The following is a 22,952-nucleotide window of genomic DNA, read 5'->3' on the forward strand; positions in this document are numbered from 1 at the left end:
CAGATCAACGTTTTCGGCCGCCAAATCAGGCAAAAGCTGGTGCAATACATGACATATCCGGGGATTTCCCACAAATGAGCCCTCAATCCGCCGCAAATCCAGCCTCCGTCGAACGTCACGAGGCCGAGCCGGTCAATGCGGCGCACGTGCGCAAGCCGCTTTACGAAAAACGCAAGAAGATCTTCCCGAAGCGCGCCGAGGGACGGTTCCGCCAGTTCAAGTGGCTGGTGATGCTGGTGACGCTCGGGATCTATTACCTGACGCCCTGGATCCGCTGGGATCGCGGCGAGCATGCACCGGACCAGGCGGTGCTCGTCGATATCGCCGCCCGGCGCTTCTATTTCTTCTTCATCGAGATCTGGCCGCAGGAATTCTTCTTCGTCGCAGGCCTGCTCGTCATGGCCGGTTTCGGCCTGTTCCTTGTGACTTCGGCCGTCGGCCGCGCCTGGTGCGGCTATACCTGTCCGCAGACGGTCTGGGTCGATCTCTTCCTGGTGGTCGAACGCTACATCGAAGGCGACCGCAATGCCCGCATGAAGCTCGATGCCGGGCCGTGGACGTTCGACAAGGTGATCAAGCGGGTGTCGAAGCACTCGATCTGGATCATGATCGGCATCGCCACCGGCGGTGCCTGGATCTTCTATTTCGCCGATGCGCCGACGCTTTTGAAAAGCTTCGTTTCGCTGGAAGCGCCCATGGTCGCCTACATGACCGTCGCTATCCTCACGGCGACGACCTATGTTTTCGGCGGACTGATGCGCGAGCAGGTCTGCACCTATATGTGCCCGTGGCCACGCATCCAGGCGGCGATGCTCGACGAAAACTCGCTGGTCGTGACCTATAACGACTGGCGCGGCGAGCCGCGCTCGCGCCACCAGAAAAAGGCCGTCGCTGCCGGGGAGGCGGTCGGCGATTGCGTCGATTGCAACGCCTGCGTCGTCGTCTGTCCGATGGGCATCGACATTCGCGACGGCCAGCAGCTCGAATGCATCACCTGCGCGCTCTGCATCGACGCCTGTGACGGCGTCATGGACAAGATTGGCCGCGAGCGCGGGCTGATCTCCTATGCGACGCTCAACGACTACGCTGCCAACATGGCGCTCGCGACCAATGGCGGCACGGTGGCGATCGAGCCTTCCCGGGTGCGCAAGGAAGACGGCACCTTCGCCGACAAGGTGCGTCACTTCAACTGGAAGATCGTCTTCCGGCCGCGCGTGCTTCTCTATCTCGGCGTCTGGACGCTGGTCGGCATCGGTCTCATCTATGCGCTGCTTGCGCGCGACCGGCTGGAGCTCAACGTGCTGCACGACCGCAACCCGCAATTCGTCCTCGAATCCGACGGTTCGGTGCGCAACGGCTACATGGTCAAGCTCTTGAACATGATCCCTGAACAGCGCACGATCACGCTCGCAATCGACGGCATGTCCTCGGCAACGATGCGCATTGCCGGCCAGGCGCCGGGCGACGGCCGAACCTTTGCCATCGGCGTAGATCCGGACAAGGTGACGGCGGTGAAGGTGTTCGTGACGCTGCCGAAGGATAAGCTCTCCGAAGCGGCTGACGGTTTCAGCCTGATTGTCGAGGATCCCTCGAGCCACGAGCGTGATGTCTACAAGGCCAACTTCAACAGCCCGGGAGCCGCCAAATGACAATGAATCAGGCAGGGGCGAAACAGGCAAAGGCGCCACGGCCCTTCACCGGCTGGCACATGCTTGGCGTCATGGTGCTGTTCTTCGGCACGATCATCACCGTCAATCTGATCATGGCCTGGAATGCCAGCCATAGCTGGAGCGGGCTGGTGGTGCAGAACACCTATGTCGCCAGCCAGCAGTTCAACGGCAAGGTGAAGGAAGCGAAGGCCTTTGTCGCAAGCGGGCTCGACGGCAAGCTCGTCGTCGGGAAAGGGGCGCTTCGCTACACGCTGACCCGTCAGGGCAATCCCGAGATGACCGCCGACAAGGTGGTGGCTGTGCTGAAGCGCCCGGTCGAGGAGCATGAGGACGTCACGGTCGAGATGGCACATCAGGGCGAGGGCGTCTTCGTTGCCGCAACCGCGCTGAAGCGCGGCCAGTGGATCGCCGACATCACCGCGACCTCGGGCGACACCGTCGTCTACCGCCAGGCGATCCGCTTCATCGTGCCGGGAGCCGCCCAATGAGCTGCTGCGCCCCCGGAACCGAGATGGCTCTGAAGATAGACAGGGCCGGGCAGGGGCTGCCGACCACGGAAGAGCTCTGGCTGATGAGCCGGTCGCTCGGCGGCGGCCTGCGCCAGACGGACCTCAGCGTCCCCGGCGTGCATTGCGGCGCCTGCATCAGCACGATCGAGGGCGCCTTGAAGACACGGCCGGAGGTTGATCGGGCGCGTGTGAACCTTTCCTCGCGGCGCGTGTCGATCGTCTGGAAGGAAGAGGTAAATGGCGCCCGCACCGATCCGCGCGAACTGGCGCGGGCCATCCGTTCGCGGGGCTACGAGACCCACCTTTTCGCGCCGGGCGAGGAAGACGGCGACCAGACGCTGAAGAAGCTGGTGCGCGCCGTTGCCGTCTCCGGTTTCGCCTCGGCCAACATCATGCTGCTCTCGGTCTCCGTCTGGTCGGGGGCGGAAGCTGCGACCCGCGATCTCTTTCACTGGATCTCGGCGCTGATTGCCGCCCCGACGCTGATCTATGCAGGACGTTTCTTCTATGCGTCGGCCTGGAACGCGCTGAAGCACGGCCGCACCAACATGGATGTGCCGATTGCGCTCGCGATCACGCTTTCCTTCTCGATCTCGCTTTATGAGACGATCACCCACGGCACCCATGCCTGGTTCGACGGCACGGTGATGCTGCTGTTCTTCCTTTTGATCGGCCGCACGCTCGATCATATGATGCGCGGCCGCGCCCGTTCGGCGATCAGCAGCCTGGCAAGACTTTCGCCGCGCGGCGCCATGGTGCTCGACGCGGAGGGTGGCCGTGAGTACCGCCCGGTCGACGAAATCAAGCCCGGCGAAAAGCTGGCGATATCAGCCGGAGAGCGTATCCCAGTCGATGGCCGCATCCTCATGGGTACCAGCGATCTCGACCGTTCGATCGTCAATGGCGAGAGCGCGCCGGGACCGATCAAGGTCGGCGACACCGTCGAGGCCGGCACGCTGAATCTCACCGGACCGCTGACGATCGAGGCGACGGCTGCGGCGCGCGACTCGCTGCTTGCCGAGATCATGGGATTGATGGAGGCCGCCGAAGGGGGCAGGGCGCGCTATCGCCGCATCGCCGACCGCGCGGCGCAATATTATTCGCCGGCGGTGCATCTGCTGGCTCTGCTCAGCTTCATCGGCTGGATGTTCGTCTATGGCGACTTCCATCATGCGATGCTGGTCGCGGTGGCCGTGCTGATCATCACCTGCCCCTGCGCGCTCGGCCTTGCGGTGCCGGTCGTGCAGGTGATTGCCGCCGGGCGGCTCTTCCAGAACGGCGTCATGGTCAAGGACGGCTCGGCGATGGAGCGGCTTGCCGAGATCGATACGGTTCTGCTCGACAAGACCGGAACACTCACGGTCGGCGAGCCGCGGCTCGTCAATGGCGGGGACATTCAGCCATCGATCCTCGCGACGGCGGCGGGGCTCGCCGTTCATTCGCGCCATCCGCTGGCGATGGCCATACATGATGCAGCAAGGCTTGCGCCGGTTGTTGCCGGCGAGATACGCGAAATCCCCGGCGCCGGCATTGAAGCGCAGACGCAAGCCGGTCTCTACCGGCTTGGCAGCCGCGCCTTTGCCTGCGGCGATGCCGGCGAGGCGACCGGCCAGTCGGAAGTGATACTGTCGCTCGATGACCGCGAACTCGCCTGCTTCCGCTTCGAGGACCGGCTCAGGCCGTTCGCCCGCGAGAGCATCGAGGAGCTTGGACGGCTCGGCCTTTCGACGGGCATTCTTTCGGGCGACCGGGCGCCGGTCGTCGCCGCCCTTGCCAAGCGGGCCGGCATCGACCGTTTCAAGGCGGAACTGACGCCGCGCGGCAAGGTGGATGAATGCGCGGTGGCGGCCGAGGGCAGGCACCGGGTGCTGATGGTCGGCGACGGCATCAACGACGCACCGGCGCTCAGGGCAGCCCACGTCTCGATGGCGCCGGCAACGGCCGCCGATGTTGGCCGCCAGGCGGCAGACTTCGTCTTCCTGCACCAGGGGCTGAACGCCGTGCCGATGGCGATCGATACGTCGCGCCGGGCCGGGCGGCTGATCCGCCAGAACTTTGCCCTGGCGATCGGCTACAACGTCATCGCCGTGCCGATCGCGATCCTCGGCTATGCGACGCCGCTGATCGCGGCGGTCGCGATGTCGACCTCGTCGGTGATCGTCGTTGCCAATGCCTTGCGTCTGCGCGCTGCGACCGGCAATGTTGCCGAGGCGGCGCCGGACGGCCGGGCGCCTGCCGCCCTGCGGCCGGTCGGGAGCGCCTCGTGAATACGCTGATCTATCTCATTCCCATCGCGCTGTTTCTCGGCGGAATAGGCCTCGTCGCCTTCCTCTGGGCGCTGAAAAGCGGTCAGTATGAGGACCTTGAGGGCGCCTCCTGGCGGGTTCTCGACGATGGCGACGGCAAGCCTGAAAAGAAGTGATTTTCTCAGTAATCGCTTGTCCTTAATCGATTTGAATGCCAAAACAACCTCCGCCGTCGCTTCTCGCGCCAGGGCCTTCGAGAGAGCCCTGCGCAAGGGGGCGAAGTTCAATTCGAAGAGCCGGCTCTGACGCGCTTATCCCGATCGCGCCCGGCACTTCTGTCCAATGGAGGCAATCACGTGTCACAGGCGGAAATCGGCCTAATCGGTCTCGGCGTCATGGGCTCGAACCTGGCGCTCAACATCGCTGAAAAAGGCAACAAGATCGCGGTCTTCAACCGCACCGTCGAAGCGACGCACAAATTCTACGCGGAGGCCGGCGACCTCCAGGGCCAGATCGTGCCCTGCGACACCATTGAAGAGTTTGTCGCCGCCATCCGCCCGCCGCGCCCGATCATCATCATGATCAAGGCCGGCGAGCCGGTCGACCAGCAGATGGAAATCCTGAAGCCCTATCTCGCCAAGGGCGACATCATGATCGATGCCGGCAACGCCAATTTCCGCGACACGATGCGCCGCTTCGAGGCGCTGAAGGATTCGGGGCTTACCTTCATCGGCATGGGTGTTTCCGGCGGTGAGGAAGGCGCGCGCCACGGTCCGTCAATCATGGTCGGCGGCAAGGAAGAGTCCTGGAAGCGCGTCGAGACCGTGCTGACCTCGATCGCCGCCAAGTATGACAACGTGCCTTGCGTCGCCTGGCTCGGCGAAAACGGCGCCGGCCACTTCGTCAAGACCATCCACAACGGCATCGAATATGCCGACATGCAGATGATCGCCGAAATCTACGGCATCCTGCGCGACGGCCTGAAGATGTCGGCGACCGAGATCGGCGAAGTCTTCGGCACCTGGAACAAGGGCCGTCTCAATTCCTACCTGATCGAGATCACCGAGAAGGTGCTGAAGGCGGCCGATCCTTTGACCGGCAAGCCGATCGTCGACCTTATCCTCGACAAGGCCGGCCAGAAGGGCACCGGCAAATGGTCGGTGATCGAGGCGCAGAACATGGGCGTGCCGGCAACCGGCATCGAGGCGGCGGTTGCCGCGCGCAGCATTTCCTCGATGAAGGACGAGCGCGAAGCGGCCGAGAAGATCCTCGGCCTTCCCGCAGTCGGCGAGTTCAAGGTTGCCGACAAGGCAGCCTTCATCAAGGATCTCGAAAGCGCGCTGCTTGCCGCCAAGATCGGCGCCTATGCGCAAGGCTTCGCCGTGATGTCGGCGGCCTCGAAGGAGTTCAACTGGAACCTGCCGATGCCGACCATTGCCAAGATCTGGCGCGCCGGCTGCATCATCCGCTCGCAGTTCCTTGACGAGATCACCACGGCCTTCACCAAGGCGCCTGACGTCGCCAACCTTATCGTCACGCCGGCCTTTGCCGGCATGGTCAAGGAAACCGACGGGGCATTGCGCCGCGTCGTCTCGGCAGCGGTTCTCGGCGGCCTGCCGGTCCCGGCGCTCGCTTCGGCCCTTGGCTACTTCGACAGCTACCGCCGCGGCCGCGGCACGGCCAATGTCATCCAGGCGCAGCGCGACTTCTTCGGCGCCCATGGCTTCGACCGCATCGACGGCGCCGACAGCCACCACGGCCCGTGGGGCAGCGGCCTCAACGCCTGAGCGTTCGGGTAAACAGATCAATGCGGGGCGGCCTTCGGGTCGCCCCGTTTTCGTTTGGGGATCGTGATGCCCGGACTGGATGCTAGCCTGTCACCGAGACAAGTGCCGATCGTTCCGCGGTTGACCCGCCGCCTGACGCGCTGGGATTGGAACAGGACTTGATCGGCAGGACGGCGAAAAGCGAGGCAATCATCAGCACAACGATGATCAACACCAGCCTGTCGGTGAAGGCGGCGCGAAAGATCTGAAACACAAAGTGTTTGGTCTTCATCGTGCCCACGCGCTTTCATCGCCATCTGTGCTGATGGCTTGCCTGCACCGTGGACGTCATGCGTCCGTTCCTTTGAATGTACGTCAGACGGGAAACGGCCGAAAGTGCCGATTGTTGCCGGCTGGGGCTTGTGCACCGCGTGACGCCAGTTGTCCCAAAGACCCCTGGCGGGCGCGCGGCTAGCGCCGAGAAGCGCGACGGCCGTCGCGGGTTCGGCTGCGTTCGCCAGGGTGCTGCGAACCCCGCATCGTTTCGCGCTCATCCGTTCGACGCGGGAACGGCGTAACCGTGTTTGCCGGCGACGAGCGGCGGCGCCGTTGCCGCAGCTTGCCCAGCCTCTTTGGCGGATCGACAAAGATCACCAGCAGAAAGCCGATGGCCATGAGCAGATAGGCCGGGATACCGGTCGTTGCGCTGCCGACGAAGGCGCAAAGCATGGCGAACGCAAGATAGAGGCCGATGGTCAAGGGATTGGACAGGAAGCCCCACGCGCGGTCGGTCAGCCTGTCTTTCCATGCAATTCTCGATGTCATGCCGAACATCACCTGTCTCAAAGTGATTGGCAGCTTTTTGTTTGCTGCGATGGCGCCCCAGCCCGTGCAATATGTGACCGGTGCATGGCGCGGCAATGACACTCAGACCTTTGGCGGCAAGAGTCGGACCAAAGTCCCATCGATTTCACGGCGTGATAAGTTAGGATCGGTGGGCGTTGCCACGGCAGCGCCACAAGAACCTAGTTTTTTCAGTACCGATTTAGAGCAGGGTCGCGTTGTGCGTTCGGGCTCTGCTTGCAGGTCCTCGGTCCCGCCGAGGAAGGCGGTGACTGCGAAATGCTGGGCGCCGGCGCGCGACGCCCAGCTTGCTTTATGCCTCAGCTGCGAAGACCCGGCGCTTCCTGGCCGGTGCGCGCGACATATTCCGTGTAACCGCCGCCATACTGATGGATGCCCTCGGGCGTCAGCTCCAGCACACGGTTGGAAAGGGCTGAGAGGAAGTGGCGGTCGTGCGACACGAAGAGCATGGTGCCTTCGTAGTCCGCGAGCGCCTTGATCAGCATTTCCTTGGTGTCGAGATCGAGGTGGTTGGTCGGCTCGTCGAGCACGAGCAGGTTCGGCGGGTCGAAGAGCATGATCGCCATGACGAGGCGCGCCTTCTCGCCGCCCGAAAGCACCCGGCACTTCTTCTCGACATCGTCGCCGGAAAAGCCGAAGCAGCCGGCAAGGGCGCGCAGCGGCGCCTGGCCGGCCTGCGGGAAGGTGTCTTCGAGCTGCTGCAGCACCGTGCGGTCGCCATCGAGCACGTCCATCGCATGCTGGGCGAAGTAGCCCATCTTGACGCTGGCGCCGAGCGCGACGTTGCCTTCGTCCGGCTCGGTCGAGCCGGCGACAAGCTTCAGGAGCGTCGACTTTCCGGCGCCGTTGATGCCCATGATGCACCAGCGCTCGCGACGGCGCACCATGAAGTCGAGACCTTCATAGATGCTGCGGCTGCCGTATTTCTTGTGCACGCCCTTGATGTTGATGACGTCTTCGCCGGAACGCGGCGCCGGGCGGAATTCGAAGGCGACGGTCTGGCGGCGCTTCGGCGGCTCGACCCTGTCGATCTTTTCGAGCTTCTTCACCCGGCTCTGCACCTGGGAGGCGTGCGAGGCGCGCGCCTTGAAGCGCTCGATGAACTTGATTTCCTTGGCGAGCATCGCCTGCTGGCGCTCGAACTGCGCCTGCTGCTGCTTCTCGTTCTGGGCGCGCTGCTGCTCGTAGAAGCCGTAGTCGCCCGAATAGGCATTGAGCTGACCGCCGTCGATCTCGACGATCTTGGTGATGATGCGGTTCATGAACTCGCGGTCGTGCGAGGTCATCATCAGCGCGCCGTCATAGTTCTTCAGGAAGTCTTCGAGCCAGATCAGGCTTTCGAGATCGAGATGGTTGCTTGGTTCGTCGAGCAGCATCACGTCAGGGCGCATGAGCAGAATGCGGGCGAGCGCCACGCGCATCTTCCAGCCGCCCGAGAGCTTGCCGACGTCACCGTCCATCATTTCCTGGGAAAAGCTCAGGCCCGCCAGCACTTCGCGAGCGCGGCCTTCGAGCGCGTAGCCGTCGAGCTCCTCGTAGCGCGCCTGCACCTCGCCGTAACGCTCGATGATCGCGTCCATCTCGTCGAGGCGATCCGGATCGACCATGGCGGCCTCGAGCTCGCGCAGTTCGGCGGCGACTTCGCTCACCGGTCCGGCGCCGTTCATCACTTCGGAAACAGCGCTGTTGCCGGACATCTCGCCGACGTCCTGGTTGAAGTAGCCGATGGTGACGCCCTTATCGACGGCGACCTGGCCTTCGTCCGGGATTTCCTCGCCGGTGATCATGCGAAAGAGCGAGGACTTGCCGGCGCCGTTCGGACCGACGAGACCGACCTTTTCGCCGCGGTTGAGGGCGGCGGAGGCTTCGATGAAAAGGATGCGGTGGCTGAGCTGCTTGCTGATGTTTTCGATACGGATCATGTCTGCGGTAGCCTGAAGGGAGGAGCGGGGCGCAGTCGCGCCCAATTGTTGCCCCGGCCTGTCGCAGGTTTCTGCGTCACAAGCAAGACTTGAGGGCTGTTTTCAGCCGTTCCTAGGCGCGCAAACCGCGGGTGATCGGCGGCTGGAACTCGGGCTGGCTGAGGCTCTGCAGCGTTTCTGGCGGCTGGCCATCGATATGGCCGATCACCGCTTTTGCCAGTTCCCGACCGGCAATCCGGATGTCCTCATACATGGTCATGACCTCCGGGCGAAGCCAGCGCAGGAAGTCGCTCGGGGACTTTGAGACCATGTCGCAGTCTTCGCCGAGCTTCTTCTTGGCCATCTCCAGACCGGCGATCAGAGCGATCGCGCCGGAGCCGCTGCCCGAGACGATGCCGTCGGGCGCGTCCGCCGAGCGCATCAGCACCTCGAAGGCATCGCGGATCTCGACCAGCGAATGGTCGATGTTGGTCTGGTGGAAGCTGACCGCGTCCGCCTGGAAGTCGCGTAGGCCCCGCTCGAAGCCGGCACGCATGTGCGAATAGAAGGTGAGGTGCGGCGGCGGCTCGAGCAGCACCAGCTTCCGCCGGCCGCGGGCGACGAGCTTGCGCACCGCCTCATAGGCGAAACGCTCGTTGTCGAAGTCGTGGTAGGGGTGGACGATCCCCATTTCGGTGCGGCCGTGGGTGACGAAGGGCAGGCCGCGCTCCGTCAGCAACGCCACGCGCGGATCATGCGGCTCGGTGCGCGAGATGATCACGCCGTCGGCAGCGCCGGTGTCGAGGATGTAGCGAATCGGCGCCAGCGCATCCTTGACGGCGCTATAGGGGGTGACAACCAGGTGATAGGGCGTGCCGGCGAGGATCTCGGTGATGCCGACGACCATCGGGCTGGTAATGCCCATGATCTCTTCTTCCAGCGTCAGGACGAGGCTGATGACATTGGTCTTGCCGGTGCGCAGGCGCACGCCGGCGCGATTCGGCTGGTAGCCGATCTGCTTGGCGACAAGGCGCACGCGTTCCTTGGTTTCGGCGCCGATGTCGGGCGCGTCCTTCAGCGCCCGTGACACCGTGGTAATTCCGAGCCCGGTCATGAAGGCGATCGTCTTCAGCGTCGGCCTGGCTCCTTCCGGCAGCGTCTGCGGCCTGTTTTTCGTCTTGCTGTCCATTGCCGTCACCCACCCACTCTCTTGCCGCACGCCGCCCGTTTGCCCAAACGGCAGCGAAGCGCGTCGGTTCAGTCCCGTCCGCTGCGCCGTCGCCCTGTTACGTCATCGCCTTATATACGAAAAGTCGTTGGCGGCTATGCTGCTTTGGATGGATCAAATTGCTTCAAATCTGTAACGATACAGTTGTGATGTCGAGCGTTTTCGTTGCTGCGCTGCGAAAGATCGAGCGGACTGGTTGAATCACGGCCTTCGGTGCGTGCTTTTTGCGCTTGCGAGATGGCGGCCTCCGTGTCGCTTTGGCGTCCTCGCAGAAAAGCCATGAGATTCAGCGCGATATAAGAGACTGCTGCACGCTGCGAAGGGGACGGTGGCGGGCACAAAGCGCTTTGGATAGCGCCTGTCATCTGCACGCAATGGGTGTTTTTTAAGATTCTGTTTAAATCGATTGTGGTGGGTGTTGCGTCCTGTAATCGATTGCACTAAGTTTTTTACGGTAACGTTACAGTGAGGGAGGAGACTCATGAATTTACGTTCTTTCGCCGCCGTGCTTTCAGCCGCCGTGGCTCTGCCGCTCAGCGCAGCCAGCGCTGCCGATCTTGAAGTGACCCATTGGTGGACCTCGGGTGGCGAAGCTGCCGCGGTCGCGGAACTCGCCAAGGCCTTCGACGCAACGGGCAATCACTGGGTCGATGGCGCGATCGCTGGCTCGGGCAGCACGGCGCGCCCGATCATGGTAAGCCGCATCACCGGCGGCGACCCGATGGGTGCCACGCAGTTCAACCATGGTCGTCAGGCGGAAGAGCTGGTTCAGGCCGGCATGATGCGCGACCTGACCGATGTCGCGACCCGCGAAAAGTGGAAGGACATCATCAAGCCGGCGAGCCTGCTCGATTCCTGCACCATCGACGGCAAGATCTATTGCGCGCCGGTCAACATCCACTCCTGGCAGTGGCTGTGGCTGTCGAACGCTGCCTTCAAGACGGCCGGCGTCGAAGTGCCGAAGAACTGGGACGAGTTCGTGGCGGCTGCACCGGCACTCGAAAAGGCCGGCATCGTGCCGCTCGCCGTCGGTGGCCAGCCATGGCAGGCAGCCGGCGCCTTCGACGTGCTGATGGTGGCGATCGCCGGCAAGGACACCTTCCAGAAGGTCTTTGGCGACAAGGATGAAGAAGTGGCCGCAGGCCCTGAGATCGCCAAGGTCTTCAAGGCCGCCGACGACGCGCGCCGCATGTCCAAGGGCACCAATGTCCAGGACTGGAACCAGGCGACCAACATGGTCATCACCGGCAAGGCCGGCGGCCAGATCATGGGTGACTGGGCTCAGGGTGAATTCGCGCTCGCCGGTCAGAAGGCCGGAACGGATTACACCTGCCTGCCAGGCCTCGGTGTCAACGAGATCATCTCGACCGGCGGCGACGCCTTCTACTTCCCGCTTTTGAAGGATGAGGAAAAGTCGAAGGCGCAGGAAGCGCTCGCTTCGACGCTGCTCGATCCGAAGACCCAGGTCGCCTTCAACCTCAAGAAGGGCTCGCTGCCGGTGCGCGGCGACGTCGACCTGGCTGCTGCCAACGACTGCATGAAGAAGGGCCTGGACATCCTTGCCAAGGGCAACGTGATCCAGGGTACCGACCAGCTGCTTTCGGCCGACAGCCAGAAGCAGAAGGAGGACCTGTTCTCCGAATTCTTCGCCAACCCGTCGATCACGCCGGAAGATGCGCAGAAGCGCTTCGCCGACATCATCGCGAACGCGGAGTAACCGCAACTGCCTTGACCGGCCTCGCTTAAGCGAGGTCGGTCAGGCCTCCCACGCGGCATGGCGTGTCCGTGCCGGCAGCCTGCGCGCAACGTGTTCGCGGACTGCCTGGGAGTGGTTGTCGCCCTGATGCGGCGAGGCGCAATTGGCGCTGCCCATCGTCCGAAACCCAATGCAGTTCCGGAGGAACGAAACATGGCGGGTCACACACAAGGTTCGGGCCGACCGAACCAGTGGCTGCGGAACCTGAACGCGAAGATTGCCTCCGTCCCGATGATCCTGACGGCCGTGGTGATCTTCCTCGGTGGCACGATCTGGACGGTCGTCTATTCCTTCACCAATTCCAAGCTCTTGCCGCGGCTGTCCTTCGTCGGCCTTGATCAATACGAACGCCTGTGGGACGCGCCGCGCTGGCTGGTCTCGGTGCAGAACCTCGCCATCTACGGCATCTTCTCGCTGATCTTCAGCCTCGTCATCGGCTTCGTTCTGGCGGCGCTGATGGACCAGAAGATCCGCTTCGAGAACACCTTCCGCACCATCATGCTCTATCCCTTCGCCCTGTCCTTCATCGTGACGGGGCTGGTGTGGCAATGGATGCTCAATCCGGAATTCGGCATCCAGTCGGTGGTGCGCTCGCTCGGCTGGGAGACCTTCACCTTCGACCCGCTCTACAATGCCGACATCGTCATCTACGGGATCCTGATCGCCGCCCTCTGGCAAGGCACCGGGCTCGTGATGTGCCTGATGCTCGCGGGGCTTCGCGGCATCGACGAGGACATCTGGAAGGCTGCGCGCGTCGACGGCATTCCGATGTGGAAGACCTACATCTTCGTCGTCATCCCGATGATGCGCGGGGTCTTCATAACCACGCTGGTGATCATCGCAAGCGGCATCGTCAAGGTCTACGACCTCGTGGTGGCGCAGACGAGCGGCGGTCCCGGGATCGCGTCGGAAGTGCCGGCAAAATACGTCTACGACTACATGTTCCAGGCGCAGAACCTCGGCCAGGGCTTCGCTGCCTCGACCATGATGCTCATCACCGTCGCCATCATCATCGTGCCTTGGGCCTATCTGGAATTCGGGGGAGGGCGCAAGCGTGTCTGATATCGTTGCTTTCAATTCGGTGGCTGACGAAGCCGCACCTCAGGCGCAGACGGATCGCGTTATTGCCGGGCCGCGTGGGCGAAAACCCCGCCGGGCGCTTTCCGGTCGCAACATCATGATCTACGGCACGCTTGTTGTCGTGGCGCTCTATTACCTGCTGCCGCTCTATGTGATGGTCATAACCTCGCTCAAGGGCATGCCGGAAATCCGGCTCGGCAACATCTTCGCGCCGCCGGTCGAAATCACCTTCGAGCCCTGGGTCAAGGCCTGGGCGAGCGCCTGCACGGGGCTCAACTGCGACGGGCTTTCGCGCGGCTTCTGGAACTCGGTGCGCATCACCGTTCCCTCGACGCTCGTCTCGATCGCGATCGCCTCGGTCAATGGCTATGCGCTCGCCAACTGGCGCTTCAAGGGGGCGGAGCTGTTCTTCACGATCCTGATCGTCGGCGCCTTCATTCCCTATCAGGTGATGATCTATCCGATCGTCATCGTGCTGCGCGAAATGGGCGTCTACGGCACGCTGACCGGTCTGATCCTCGTTCATACCATCTTCGGCATGCCGATCCTGACGCTGCTCTTCCGCAACTATTTCGCCGGCCTGCCGGAGGAACTGTTCAAGGCCGCGCGCGTCGATGGCGCAGGCTTCTGGACCATCTACTTCAAGATCATGCTGCCAATGTCGCTGCCGATCTTCGTCGTGGCGATGATCCTGCAGGTCACCGGCATCTGGAACGACTTCCTCTTCGGCGTCGTGTTCACCCGGCCGGAATATTACCCGATGACGGTTCAGCTCAACAACATCGTCAACTCGGTCCAGGGCGTGAAGGAGTACAACGTCAACATGGCAGCGACGATCCTCACGGGCGCCGTGCCGCTCTTCGTCTACTTCGTCTCCGGACGGCTTTTTGTCCGCGGCATCGCCGCCGGCGCAGTGAAAGGGTAAGGACATGCAAAACGTCAGCGTATCGGTAAAAGACCTGTCGTTGAGCTTCGGTGCCGTCACTGTGCTCGACACGCTCAACCTCGACATCAAGGACGGCGAGTTCCTGGTGCTGCTCGGCTCGTCCGGCTGCGGCAAGTCGACCCTGCTCAACTGCATCGCCGGCCTTCTCGATGTCAGCGACGGGCAGATCTTCATCAAGAACAAGAACGTCACCTGGGAGGAGCCCAAGGACCGCGGCATCGGCATGGTGTTCCAGTCCTACGCGCTCTATCCGCAGATGTCGGTGGAAAAGAACCTCTCCTTCGGCCTGCAGGTCGCCAAGGTGCCGAAGGAGGAGATCGACAAGCGCGTCAGCCGCGCCGCCGAGATCCTGCAGATCCAGCCGCTCCTGAAGCGCAAGCCCTCGGAACTGTCGGGCGGCCAGCGCCAGCGCGTGGCGATCGGTCGGGCGCTGGTGCGTGATGTCGACGTGTTCCTGTTCGACGAGCCGCTCTCCAACCTCGACGCCAAGCTGCGCTCGGAGCTGCGCGTCGAGATCAAGCGGCTGCACCAGTCGCTGAAGAACACCATGATCTACGTCACCCACGACCAGATCGAGGCGCTGACGCTCGCCGATCGCATCGCCGTCATGAAGAGCGGCGTCATCCAGCAGCTGGCCGATCCGATGACGATCTACAACGCGCCGGAAAACCTGTTTGTCGCCGGCTTCATCGGCTCGCCGTCGATGAACTTCTTCCGCGGCGAGCTGCAGCTTCGCGACCAGCGCGCCTACGTCCACGCCAACGGCGTCGATTTCGACGTGTCGGCCTATCCGTCGCGCGCGCCATTCGTACACGGACAGAAGGTCGTGCTGGGCCTCAGGCCCGAGCATGTGCGCGTCGATGAGGCGGCCAGTGGGGCGGCAGCGTCGCACCGGGCGGTCGTCGATATCGAGGAACCGATGGGCGCCGACAACCTGCTGTGGCTGAAGCTTGCCGGACAGTCGATGTCCGTGCGCATCGCCGGCCAGCGGCGCTATGCGCCGGGCACGGCGGTCACGCTCTCCTTCGACATGGCGGTTGCCTCGATCTTCGATGCGACAAGCGAGAACCGACTGTGAAATAAAGAGATGCCGGGCAGGGATCGTTGCCCGGCACCTCCCAGCAATGACTGTGCCGGCGTGGCCGGTCGATCTATGGAACCATGCGCATGCTCTCTGAGGATTTCACCCGCACCGCCATTCGCCTCGATCTCGCAGGGGATTGGCAGCTTTCTTCGGTCGACAACAGCCATACGCTGACGATCGCGCTGCCGGGCGACGTGCATTCTGCCTTGCTTACGGCGGGCGTGATCGACGATCCCTATGTCGGTCGCAACGAGAACGACGTGCAGTGGGTGGCGCACAAGGATTGGGCGATCGAGCGCACGGTAGCGGTCGCAGCCGATGACCTCTCGGGCTACTGGTATCTCGACCTCGAGAGCCTCGACACGGTCGCCTCGGTCTTCGTCAACGACGTGGCCGTGCTCGAAGCGGAAAACTGCTTCCGCCGCTACCGGCCGGATGTCTCGAAGGCATTGGTTGCCGGCGAAAACCGCATCCGTATCGTCCTGCATTCCTCGATTGCCGAGGGCGCGCGGCGCCAGGCCGAACAGCCGTTCTATGTGCCTTACCATCCCGGCAATTCGCCGATTGCCAACGGCAACATGCTGAGGAAGCCCCAGTGCCATTTCGGCTGGGACTGGAACCTCGCAATCGCGCCGCTCGGCGTCTACGGCGAGATCGCGCTTTGCCGGCTGGAGATCGCCCGCATCGAACATGTGACGACCAAGCAGGTCTGGCTTGAGGACGGTTCGGTCGATCTGGTGGTGACGCTGACGCTGTTTGCCGACGCGCCCGGCATCGTACCGGTGCATTTCTCGCTCGACGAGGACCGCGAACGGCTGGATTGCGCCGTCGGCAAGGGCGAGACGCGCATCACCCACGTCTTCACCGTCGCAGAGCCAAAGCGCTGGTGGCCGGCAGGCAGCGGCGAGCAGCACCTGTCGCAGCTCACCGTCGAGGTGCCGCAGGAACAGGTGAGCCGCCAGATCGGCTTTCGCACCATCGAGCTCCTGACCGACAAGGACGAGGCCGGCAGCCGCTTTGCCTTCCGCGTCAACGGTCGCGAGATCTTCTGCAAGGGCGCCAACTGGATCCCGGCCGATGCTTTGGCGTCGCGGGTCACACCGGAGGGCGTCGAGGACCTTTTGACCTCGGCTGTCGATGCCAACATGAACATGATCCGCGTCTGGGGCGGCGGCTTCTACGAGCCGGACTGGTTCTACGATCTCTGCGACCGGCTGGGCCTCATGGTCTGGCAGGACTTCATGTTCGCCTGCAACCTCTATCCCTCGACGCCGGATTTCCTGGAGAATGTCGCAGCCGAGGTGGACCATCAGGCCAAGCGCCTGTCGGCGCATCCGTCGATCGCGGTCTGGTGTGGCGACAACGAGCTTGTTGGCGCACTCACCTGGTTCGACGAGCCGCGCAAGGATCGCGACCGCTATCTCGTTTCCTATGACCGGCTGAACCGCACCATCGAAGTGGCGCTGAAGGCGGCATTGCCAGAGGCGATCTGGTGGCCATCGAGCCCGGCCTCCGGCTACCTCGATTTCGGCGACGCCTGGCATGCGGATGGCTCCGGCGACATGCACTACTGGTCGGTCTGGCACGAGAACAAGTCTTTCGACAATTACCGCACCGTGCGCCCGCGCTTCTGCTCGGAGTTCGGCTTCCAGTCCTACACGTCGATGCCGGTCATCCGGCAGTTTGCGGCGGAGAAGGACCTCAACATCGCATCGCCCGTGATCGAGAGCCACCAGAAGAATGTCGGCGGCAACGAACGCATCGCCGGCACGATGTTCCGCTACTTCCGCTTCCCGAAGGATTTCCCGGCTTTCGTCTATCTCAGCCAGATCCAGCAGGGGCTGGCGATCCGCACGGCGGTCGACTACTGGCGTTCGCTGAAGCCCCATTGCATGGGCACGCTCTACTGGCAGCTCAACGACACCTGGCCGGTCGCCTCCTGGTCGAGCCTCGACTATGGCGGCAGCTGGAAGGCGATGCATTACATGGTACGCCGCTTTTTCCAGCCGGTCTCGGTCGCGGCCATTCCGTCGGCCGATGGCAAGGAGATCGCCTTCTCGATGGTCAACGACACGGCCGAGCCCGTGACCGTCGAGCTGCAGACCTTCCTGGTTTCGCTCGATGGCCGGCGCACGCCGCTGACGGCTGCCGCCGGTACCTGCAGTCCGGACCGGGCGGCGACGCTGGTGACGATCGCCGCCTTCGACATTCCTGAAGGCGACCTTTTGTTCTGGTCCTTCGAGGCGTCGAACGGCATGTCCGGCGAGGGCCATCACGTGAACGGCACCTACAAGGCACTGGACCTGCAGCCATCCGGCCTGACGCTCGATGTGGCGCCGGCGGGCGAGGGCGCCTTCGACGTCACGGTCAAGGCGAGCGGCCTGGCGCTACATGTGATGGTCGAGGCTGATGTCGCCGGGCGCTATTCCGACAACGCCTTCGACCTCTTGGCCGGCGAGACAAAGGTCATCCGTTTCACCCCGAAGGTGCCGCTTGGCGCAGGCGAACGTCCGCGCCTTACCGCCTTCGATCTCGAATCCTGCCAGGGAAAGGGTTGACCGCCATGAAACGCAGCCACGTCAACGACATCATCGGCGAGAGCGATGCCTTCATGAAGAGCTTCGGCTTCACGCTGCCGCCCTTTGCCTACTGGTCGCCGGAGCAGTTGAAGTCGCACGTCGCATCGGACAGCCCGACGATCTTCGACGCCCGCCTTGGCTGGGACATTACCGACTACGGCAAGGGCCGCTTCGACGATTTCGGGCTTGTGCTCTTTACGCTGCGCAACGGCGATGCGTCGAACCTTAAGGCCGGGCAGGGCATGGTCTATGCCGAAAAGCTGATGATTACCGCCAAGGACCAGGTCAACCCGCTACATCGCCACGCGATAAAGACCGAGGACATCATCAACCGCGGCGGCGGCGCGCTGGTGCTGCAGATGTACAATTCGAAGTCTGACGGCAGCGTCGACGAGGAGAGCGACGTGGTCGTCGCCACCGACGCGCGGCTGCGCACGCTGAAGGCCGGTGAATTGCTGAAGCTCAAGGCCGGCGAAAGCGTCACGCTTCTGCCCGGTAACTGGCATGCCTTCTGGGCCGAAGGCGCCGACGTGCTGATGGGCGAGGTTTCGACCGTCAACGACGATCTCACCGACAACTATTTCCGCGAGCCCGTCGGTCGCTTCTCGGCGATCGAGGAGGACGCGGCACCCACCCACCTGCTGGTGTCGGACTACGACACCTGGCTCAAGTGATCCGATCCCAAGACCCCCCAAGGACGAAATCGAGGAGGATTTCATGAAGGACGTCAGTTTCCAGCTTTACAGCGCCCGCAACTTCCCGCCGTTCGCCAACGTGTTGAAGGCGCTCGGCGATGCCGGCTACAGCCAGGTCGAGGGTTATGGCGCGCTCTATGCGGCGCTCAGCGACGCCGAGATCGCCAGCTTCAAGGAAGGTCTCGACGAGAATGGTCTTGCCATGCCGACCGCGCACTTTGGCCTCGACATGCTGGAGAGCGATCCGGCCCGCGTGCTCGAAATCGCCAAGGCGCTCGGCATCAAGGCGATCTATTGCCCCTACCTCATGCCCGAACAGCGCCCGACCGATGCCGCCGGCTGGCGCGCCTTCGGCGAGCGGCTGCAGAAGGCCGGCAAGCCCTATCGCGATGCCGGGCTGATCTTCGGCTGGCACAACCACGACTTCGAGTTCGCGGCCCTGCCGGACGGCAGCATCCCGCAGGACCTGATCTTCGCAGGCGGTCCGGACCTCTCCTGGGAGGCCGATATCGCCTGGATCATCCGCGGCGGTGCCGATCCGATCGCCTGGATCAAGAAGTATGGCGACCGCATCACTGCCGTGCACGTGAAGGACATCGCGCCGACGGGCGAGAAGAAGGACGAGGACGGCTGGGCCGATGTCGGCGAGGGCACGGTCGACTGGAAGGGCCTGTTCCAGGCGCTCTCGGGAACCAAGGTCCGCTACTTCATCGCCGAGCACGACAATCCGAGCGATTTCAAGCGCTTCGCCAAGCGTTCGCTCGCTTCCATCCAATCCTATTGAGAAGCAGGTTTATCCATGACCAAGGAACTTGGCGTCGGCATCATCGGATGCGGCAACATCTCCACCACCTACTTCAAGCTCGCCCCGCTCTTCAGGGGCATTAAGGTCGTCGCCTGCGCCGACCTGAACCCGGCAGCGGCCGAGGCACGGGCGGCTGAATACGGCGTCGAGGCCCAGAGCATCGAGGCGTTGCTCGCGAACCCTGACGTCGACATCGTCGTCAATCTGACGATCCCGGATGCGCATTATCCGGTGTCGAAGGCGATCCTCGAAGCCGGCAAGCATGTCTACTCGGAAAAGCCGCTGGTGCTTTCGCTGGAACAGGGCGAGGACCTGAGGGCGATCGCCAAGGCGAAGGGCCTTTCCGTCGGCTGCGCGCCGGACACTTTCCTCGGCGGTGCGCACCAGCTTGCCCGCAGCACTATTGATGACGGCAAGATCGGCCGGGTGACCTCGGGCACCTGCCACGTCATGAGCCCGGGCATGGAGATGTGGCATCCGAACCCGGACTTCTTCTTCCTGCCCGGCGGCGGCCCGATCCTCGATCTCGGTCCCTACTACATCGCCAACCTGATCAACCTGATCGGACCGGTGAAGCGCGTGGCGGCTCTCGCCACCATGGCCAACCCGACCCGCACCATCACCAGTGAACCGCGCAAGGGCGAGGTGATCCCGGTCAAGACCCCCACCAACATCCATGCGCTGCTCGAGTTTCAGAACGGTGCGACGATCACGCTGTCGGCGAGCTGGGATGTCTGGTCGCACCGCCACGCCAATATGGAGCTCTACGGCACCGAAGGCTCGCTCTACGTGCCCGACCCGAACTTCTTCGGCGGCACCGTGGAGATCAGCGGCCAGGACAAGAACATCCAGCCGCTGGAACCCTGGGATCACCCCTTCGGCATTGCCAACCAGGAGCACCCGCAGGGGCCGATGGCCAACTACCGCACGTCCGGCCTTGCCGACATGGCGCTGGCAATCCTCGAAGGCCGCGACGCCCGCTGCTCGCTCGACCGTGCGCTGCACGGCGTCGATGTCATGGTCTCGATCCTGAAGTCCGGCGACGAGGGGCGCTTCATCGAGCTCTCCACCACCTGCACCCAGCCGGCAGCCCTCGGCATCGAGGAAGCGCGGGCACTGCTGCGTGAGCCGCAAGAAGAAATATCGGGAAATCGCGTCGCTGCGGCTTCATAGCGACAACAGACAGGTTTAGACCTTTCAGAACTGAGGTTTCCGTTGCGGCCAGCCGCGACGGAAACCGTTTCATTTTGAGGGTGGCGGAAAGGTTTGCCACCCGGACACGGATCGCGGAGGATTTTGCGATGACCTGGCTACCGGCGGAAAACCGCTACGACACCATGAAGTATAACCGCCTCGGCCGTTCCGGCCTGAAGCTGCCGGCGATCTCGCTGGGGCTCTGGCACAATTTCGGCGGCGATACCCCGCACGACCGCAAGGTCGACATGTGCCGCACCGCCTTCGATCTCGGCATCACCCATTTCGATCTCGCCAACAATTACGGCCCGCCTCCGGGCTCGGCCGAGACCGCTTTCGGCGAAATCATGCGCACGGACTTCGCGCACCTGCGCGACGAGCTGATCATCTCGTCCAAGGCCGGCTACGACATGTGGGCCGGTCCCTATGGCGAGTGGGGCAGCCGTAAATACATGATCGCGTCCTGCGACCAGAGCCTGAAGCGCATGGGCCTCGACTATGTCGACATCTTCTATTCACACCGCTTCGATCCGGAGACGCCGCTCGAAGAGACCTGCGGCGCGCTCGACCATATCGTGCGTTCGGGCCGGGCGCTCTATGTCGGCATCTCCTCCTACAATTCGCAGCGCACCCGCGAGGCGGCCGCGATTCTGAAGGATCTCGGCACCCCGTGCTTGATCCACCAGCCGAGCTATTCGATGCTCAACCGCTGGATCGAGGACGACGGCCTGATCCACACCCTCGAAGACCTCGGCATCGGCTCGATCGTCTTCTCGCCGCTTGCCCAGGGCATGCTGACGACGAAGTATCTTGGCGGCATCCCGTCCGACAGCCGTGCGGCGCAGAACCACTTCCTGAAGAAGGACTTCATTCGTCCGGAGATCATCGACAACATCCGCAAGCTGAACGGCATCGCGGAAAAGCGCGGCCAGACGCTGGCGCAGATGGCGCTTGCCTGGGTGCTGCGCAACGGCCGCATCACCTCGGCGCTGATCGGCGCCAGCCGCTCGGAACAGATCGTCGATTGCGTCAAGGCGCTCGAAAACGACACGTTCACCGCGGAAGAATTGGCCGAGATCGATCTTTATGCGCGCGAGGCGGACATCAACCTCTGGGCCAAGTCGGCCGAACTCTGATTTCGACCGAAAATATTGATTTGCCTGCATTTTAGGCAAAGCACATCGCTTTCCGGCGTATTAGACAAAAGTCGAATAAACGCCGGAAAGCGGCTTCTGGACATGGTCCGGTGTTTCTGTAAGGTGCGACGATGCCCGGCGGTTGCGATGCCGATTTGCGTCGCCTTCGACGGGCAACGAGGAGGAGAGCCACTGTTTGTCCGGGAAGGGGCAGGGTGGATTGATGGGTAGAGGCGCGCTGCGTCCACCCTTTTTGGCGAGAACTAGGGGAGGAACCATGGATCGCCGTTCATTCATTAAAAACGCAAGCCTCGGCGGCTTGGCGGCCGCAGGTGCAGCCGCGCTTGCGACGCCGGCCATCGCACAGGCAAACCCGAAAGTGAACTGGCGCCTGGCGTCGTCGTTCCCGAAGTCGCTCGACACGATCTATGGCGGCGGCGAAGTGCTGTCGAAATACGTCTCGGAGGCAACCGACGGTGCTTTCCAGATCCAGGTTTTCGCGGCCGGCGAAATCGTTCCCGGCCTGCAGGCGGCTGACGCGGCTGCTGCCGGTACGGTCGAGGCCTGCCACACGGTTGCATACTATTACTGGGGCAAGGACCCGACCTGGGCGCTTGGTGCGGCCGTTCCCTTCGCGCTCAATGCGCGCGGCATGAACGCCTGGCACTACCATGGCGGCGGCATCGACCTCTTCAACGAATTCCTGGGCACCCAAGGCCTCGTCGGCTTCCCCGGCGGCAACACCGGCGTGCAGATGGGCGGCTGGTTCCGCAAGGAAATCAAGACGGTCGCCGACATGCAGGGCCTGAAGATGCGCATCGGGGGCTTTGCCGGCAAGGTCGTCGAGAAGCTCGGCGTCGTGCCGCAGCAGATCGCCGGCGGCGACATCTACCCGGCGCTGGAAAAGGGCACCATCGACGCTGCCGAATGGGTCGGCCCCTATGACGACGAGAAGCTCGGCTTCTACAAGGTCGCACCCTACTACTACTATCCCGGCTGGTGGGAAGGTGGCCCGACGGTCCACGCCATGTTCAACAAGGCGGCCTTCGAAGGCCTGCCCAAGAACTACCAGTCGCTGCTGCGTACCGCCTGCCAGGCGACCGACGCGAACATGCTGCAGAAGTACGACTACCTGAACCCGTCGGCGATCAAGCGCCTGGTGGCTTCCGGTGCCAAGCTCAGCCCGTTCAGCGCCGAAATCCTGTCGGCCTGCTTCGACAAGGCCAACGAGGTCTATGCGGAGATGGAAGCCGCGAACCCGACCTTCAAGAAGATCTGGGACTCGATCAAGGCTTTCCGCGGCGAGTATTACCTCAACGCCCAGATCGCCGAATACAACTACGACACCTTCATGATGATCCAGCAGCGCGGCGGCAAGCTCTAAGCCCCAGCCTGTTTCAGACGATCAAGGGCCGCTCGCAACTCGGGTTGCGGGCGGCTTTTTCGTTTCAGCAACGGCCGCGTGTACGCCAGGCACGGCGATTTCGGTATTT

At 63.2% G+C, this 22,952-nt stretch carries 19 protein-coding genes; 15 read left to right on the top strand and 4 right to left on the bottom strand.

What is annotated here, in order from left to right; genetic code table 11:
• Positions 1 to 74 precede the first annotated feature (74 nt).
• The 5 genes from ccoG (at position 75) to gndA (ending at position 6,212) form a co-directional block, all read left to right on the top strand.
• Positions 75 to 1,649, top strand: coding sequence for a cytochrome c oxidase accessory protein CcoG (gene ccoG, locus XB14_RS07240; RefSeq protein ID WP_077960959.1), 1,575 nt, complete (start codon positions 75 to 77; stop codon positions 1,647 to 1,649).
• Positions 1,646 to 2,158, top strand: a complete 513-nt coding sequence (locus XB14_RS07245) for a FixH family protein (RefSeq protein ID WP_419178568.1) — start codon at positions 1,646 to 1,648, stop codon at positions 2,156 to 2,158. The genes ccoG and XB14_RS07245 overlap by 4 nt, the downstream gene beginning before the upstream one ends.
• A complete protein-coding gene (locus tag XB14_RS07250) occupies positions 2,155 to 4,446 on the top strand; it encodes a cation-translocating P-type ATPase (protein WP_077960961.1) in 2,292 nt (763 codons plus the stop codon). The genes XB14_RS07245 and XB14_RS07250 overlap by 4 nt, the downstream gene beginning before the upstream one ends.
• Positions 4,443 to 4,601, top strand: a complete 159-nt coding sequence (gene ccoS, locus XB14_RS07255; RefSeq protein ID WP_043615060.1) for a cbb3-type cytochrome oxidase assembly protein CcoS — start codon at positions 4,443 to 4,445, stop codon at positions 4,599 to 4,601. The genes XB14_RS07250 and ccoS overlap by 4 nt, the downstream gene beginning before the upstream one ends.
• 180 nt (positions 4,602 to 4,781) lie before the next feature.
• Positions 4,782 to 6,212 carry an NADP-dependent phosphogluconate dehydrogenase gene (gndA, locus tag XB14_RS07260; protein WP_077960962.1) on the top strand — a complete coding sequence of 477 codons (1,431 nt, stop codon included), beginning with the start codon at positions 4,782 to 4,784 and terminating at the stop codon, positions 6,210 to 6,212.
• Between the two features lie 82 nt (positions 6,213 to 6,294).
• Here the strand turns inward: gndA and XB14_RS07265 are convergent, their stop codons facing one another.
• The 4 genes from XB14_RS07265 to XB14_RS07280 form a co-directional block, all read right to left on the bottom strand.
• On the bottom strand, positions 6,295 to 6,483 hold the full coding sequence (locus tag XB14_RS07265; protein ID WP_077960963.1) for a hypothetical protein: 189 nt from the start codon (positions 6,481 to 6,483) through the stop codon (positions 6,295 to 6,297).
• 179 nt (positions 6,484 to 6,662) lie between these two features.
• Complete coding sequence (locus tag XB14_RS07270; RefSeq protein ID WP_143348275.1) at positions 6,663 to 7,118, bottom strand: hypothetical protein; 456 nt, start codon at positions 7,116 to 7,118, stop codon at positions 6,663 to 6,665.
• A gap of 236 nt (positions 7,119 to 7,354) precedes the next feature.
• Positions 7,355 to 8,977 (bottom strand): ABC-F family ATP-binding cassette domain-containing protein, encoded by a 1,623-nt coding sequence (locus XB14_RS07275; protein ID WP_077960965.1) that lies wholly within the window; start codon positions 8,975 to 8,977, stop codon positions 7,355 to 7,357.
• Positions 8,978 to 9,089: 112 nt separating this feature from the next.
• Complete coding sequence (locus XB14_RS07280; RefSeq protein WP_077960966.1) at positions 9,090 to 10,145, bottom strand: LacI family transcriptional regulator; 1,056 nt, start codon at positions 10,143 to 10,145, stop codon at positions 9,090 to 9,092.
• A gap of 520 nt (positions 10,146 to 10,665) precedes the next feature.
• Here XB14_RS07280 and XB14_RS07285 point away from each other — a divergent pair.
• From XB14_RS07285 to XB14_RS07330, 10 genes are all read left to right on the top strand, one after another.
• Positions 10,666 to 11,901: an ABC transporter substrate-binding protein gene (locus XB14_RS07285; RefSeq protein ID WP_077960967.1), complete on the top strand. Its 1,236-nt coding sequence runs from the start codon at positions 10,666 to 10,668 to the stop codon at positions 11,899 to 11,901.
• Positions 11,902 to 12,093: 192 nt separating this feature from the next.
• Entirely contained in the window at positions 12,094 to 13,002 is a 909-nt protein-coding gene (locus XB14_RS07290) for a carbohydrate ABC transporter permease (RefSeq protein WP_077960968.1), read from the top strand.
• 115 nt (positions 13,003 to 13,117) lie between these two features.
• Entirely contained in the window at positions 13,118 to 13,945 is an 828-nt protein-coding gene (locus XB14_RS07295) for a carbohydrate ABC transporter permease (RefSeq protein ID WP_419178580.1), read from the top strand.
• A 4-nt stretch (positions 13,946 to 13,949) separates the two neighbouring features.
• Positions 13,950 to 15,044, top strand: a complete 1,095-nt coding sequence (locus XB14_RS07300; protein ID WP_077960970.1) for an ABC transporter ATP-binding protein — start codon at positions 13,950 to 13,952, stop codon at positions 15,042 to 15,044.
• A gap of 89 nt (positions 15,045 to 15,133) precedes the next feature.
• Complete coding sequence (locus XB14_RS07305) at positions 15,134 to 17,608, top strand: glycoside hydrolase family 2 protein (RefSeq protein ID WP_077960971.1); 2,475 nt, start codon at positions 15,134 to 15,136, stop codon at positions 17,606 to 17,608.
• Between the two features lie 5 nt (positions 17,609 to 17,613).
• Positions 17,614 to 18,303 carry a D-lyxose/D-mannose family sugar isomerase gene (locus XB14_RS07310; protein ID WP_077960972.1) on the top strand — a complete coding sequence of 230 codons (690 nt, stop codon included), beginning with the start codon at positions 17,614 to 17,616 and terminating at the stop codon, positions 18,301 to 18,303.
• 43 nt (positions 18,304 to 18,346) lie between these two features.
• The gene (locus tag XB14_RS07315; RefSeq protein ID WP_077960973.1) at positions 18,347 to 19,108 is read left to right on the top strand and encodes a sugar phosphate isomerase/epimerase family protein; all 762 of its coding nucleotides are present in this window, start codon (positions 18,347 to 18,349) and stop codon (positions 19,106 to 19,108) included.
• Positions 19,109 to 19,123: 15 nt separating this feature from the next.
• Complete coding sequence (locus XB14_RS07320; RefSeq protein ID WP_077960974.1) at positions 19,124 to 20,302, top strand: Gfo/Idh/MocA family protein; 1,179 nt, start codon at positions 19,124 to 19,126, stop codon at positions 20,300 to 20,302.
• A 128-nt stretch (positions 20,303 to 20,430) separates the two neighbouring features.
• On the top strand, positions 20,431 to 21,459 hold the full coding sequence (mgrA, locus tag XB14_RS07325; RefSeq protein WP_077960975.1) for an L-glyceraldehyde 3-phosphate reductase: 1,029 nt from the start codon (positions 20,431 to 20,433) through the stop codon (positions 21,457 to 21,459).
• A gap of 277 nt (positions 21,460 to 21,736) precedes the next feature.
• Entirely contained in the window at positions 21,737 to 22,843 is a 1,107-nt protein-coding gene (locus XB14_RS07330) for a TRAP transporter substrate-binding protein (protein ID WP_077960976.1), read from the top strand.
• Positions 22,844 to 22,952: the final 109 nt, after the last annotated feature.

Source organism: Ensifer adhaerens, from assembly GCF_002007205.1.
Lineage (GTDB): Bacteria > Pseudomonadota > Alphaproteobacteria > Rhizobiales > Rhizobiaceae > Ensifer > Ensifer adhaerens_D.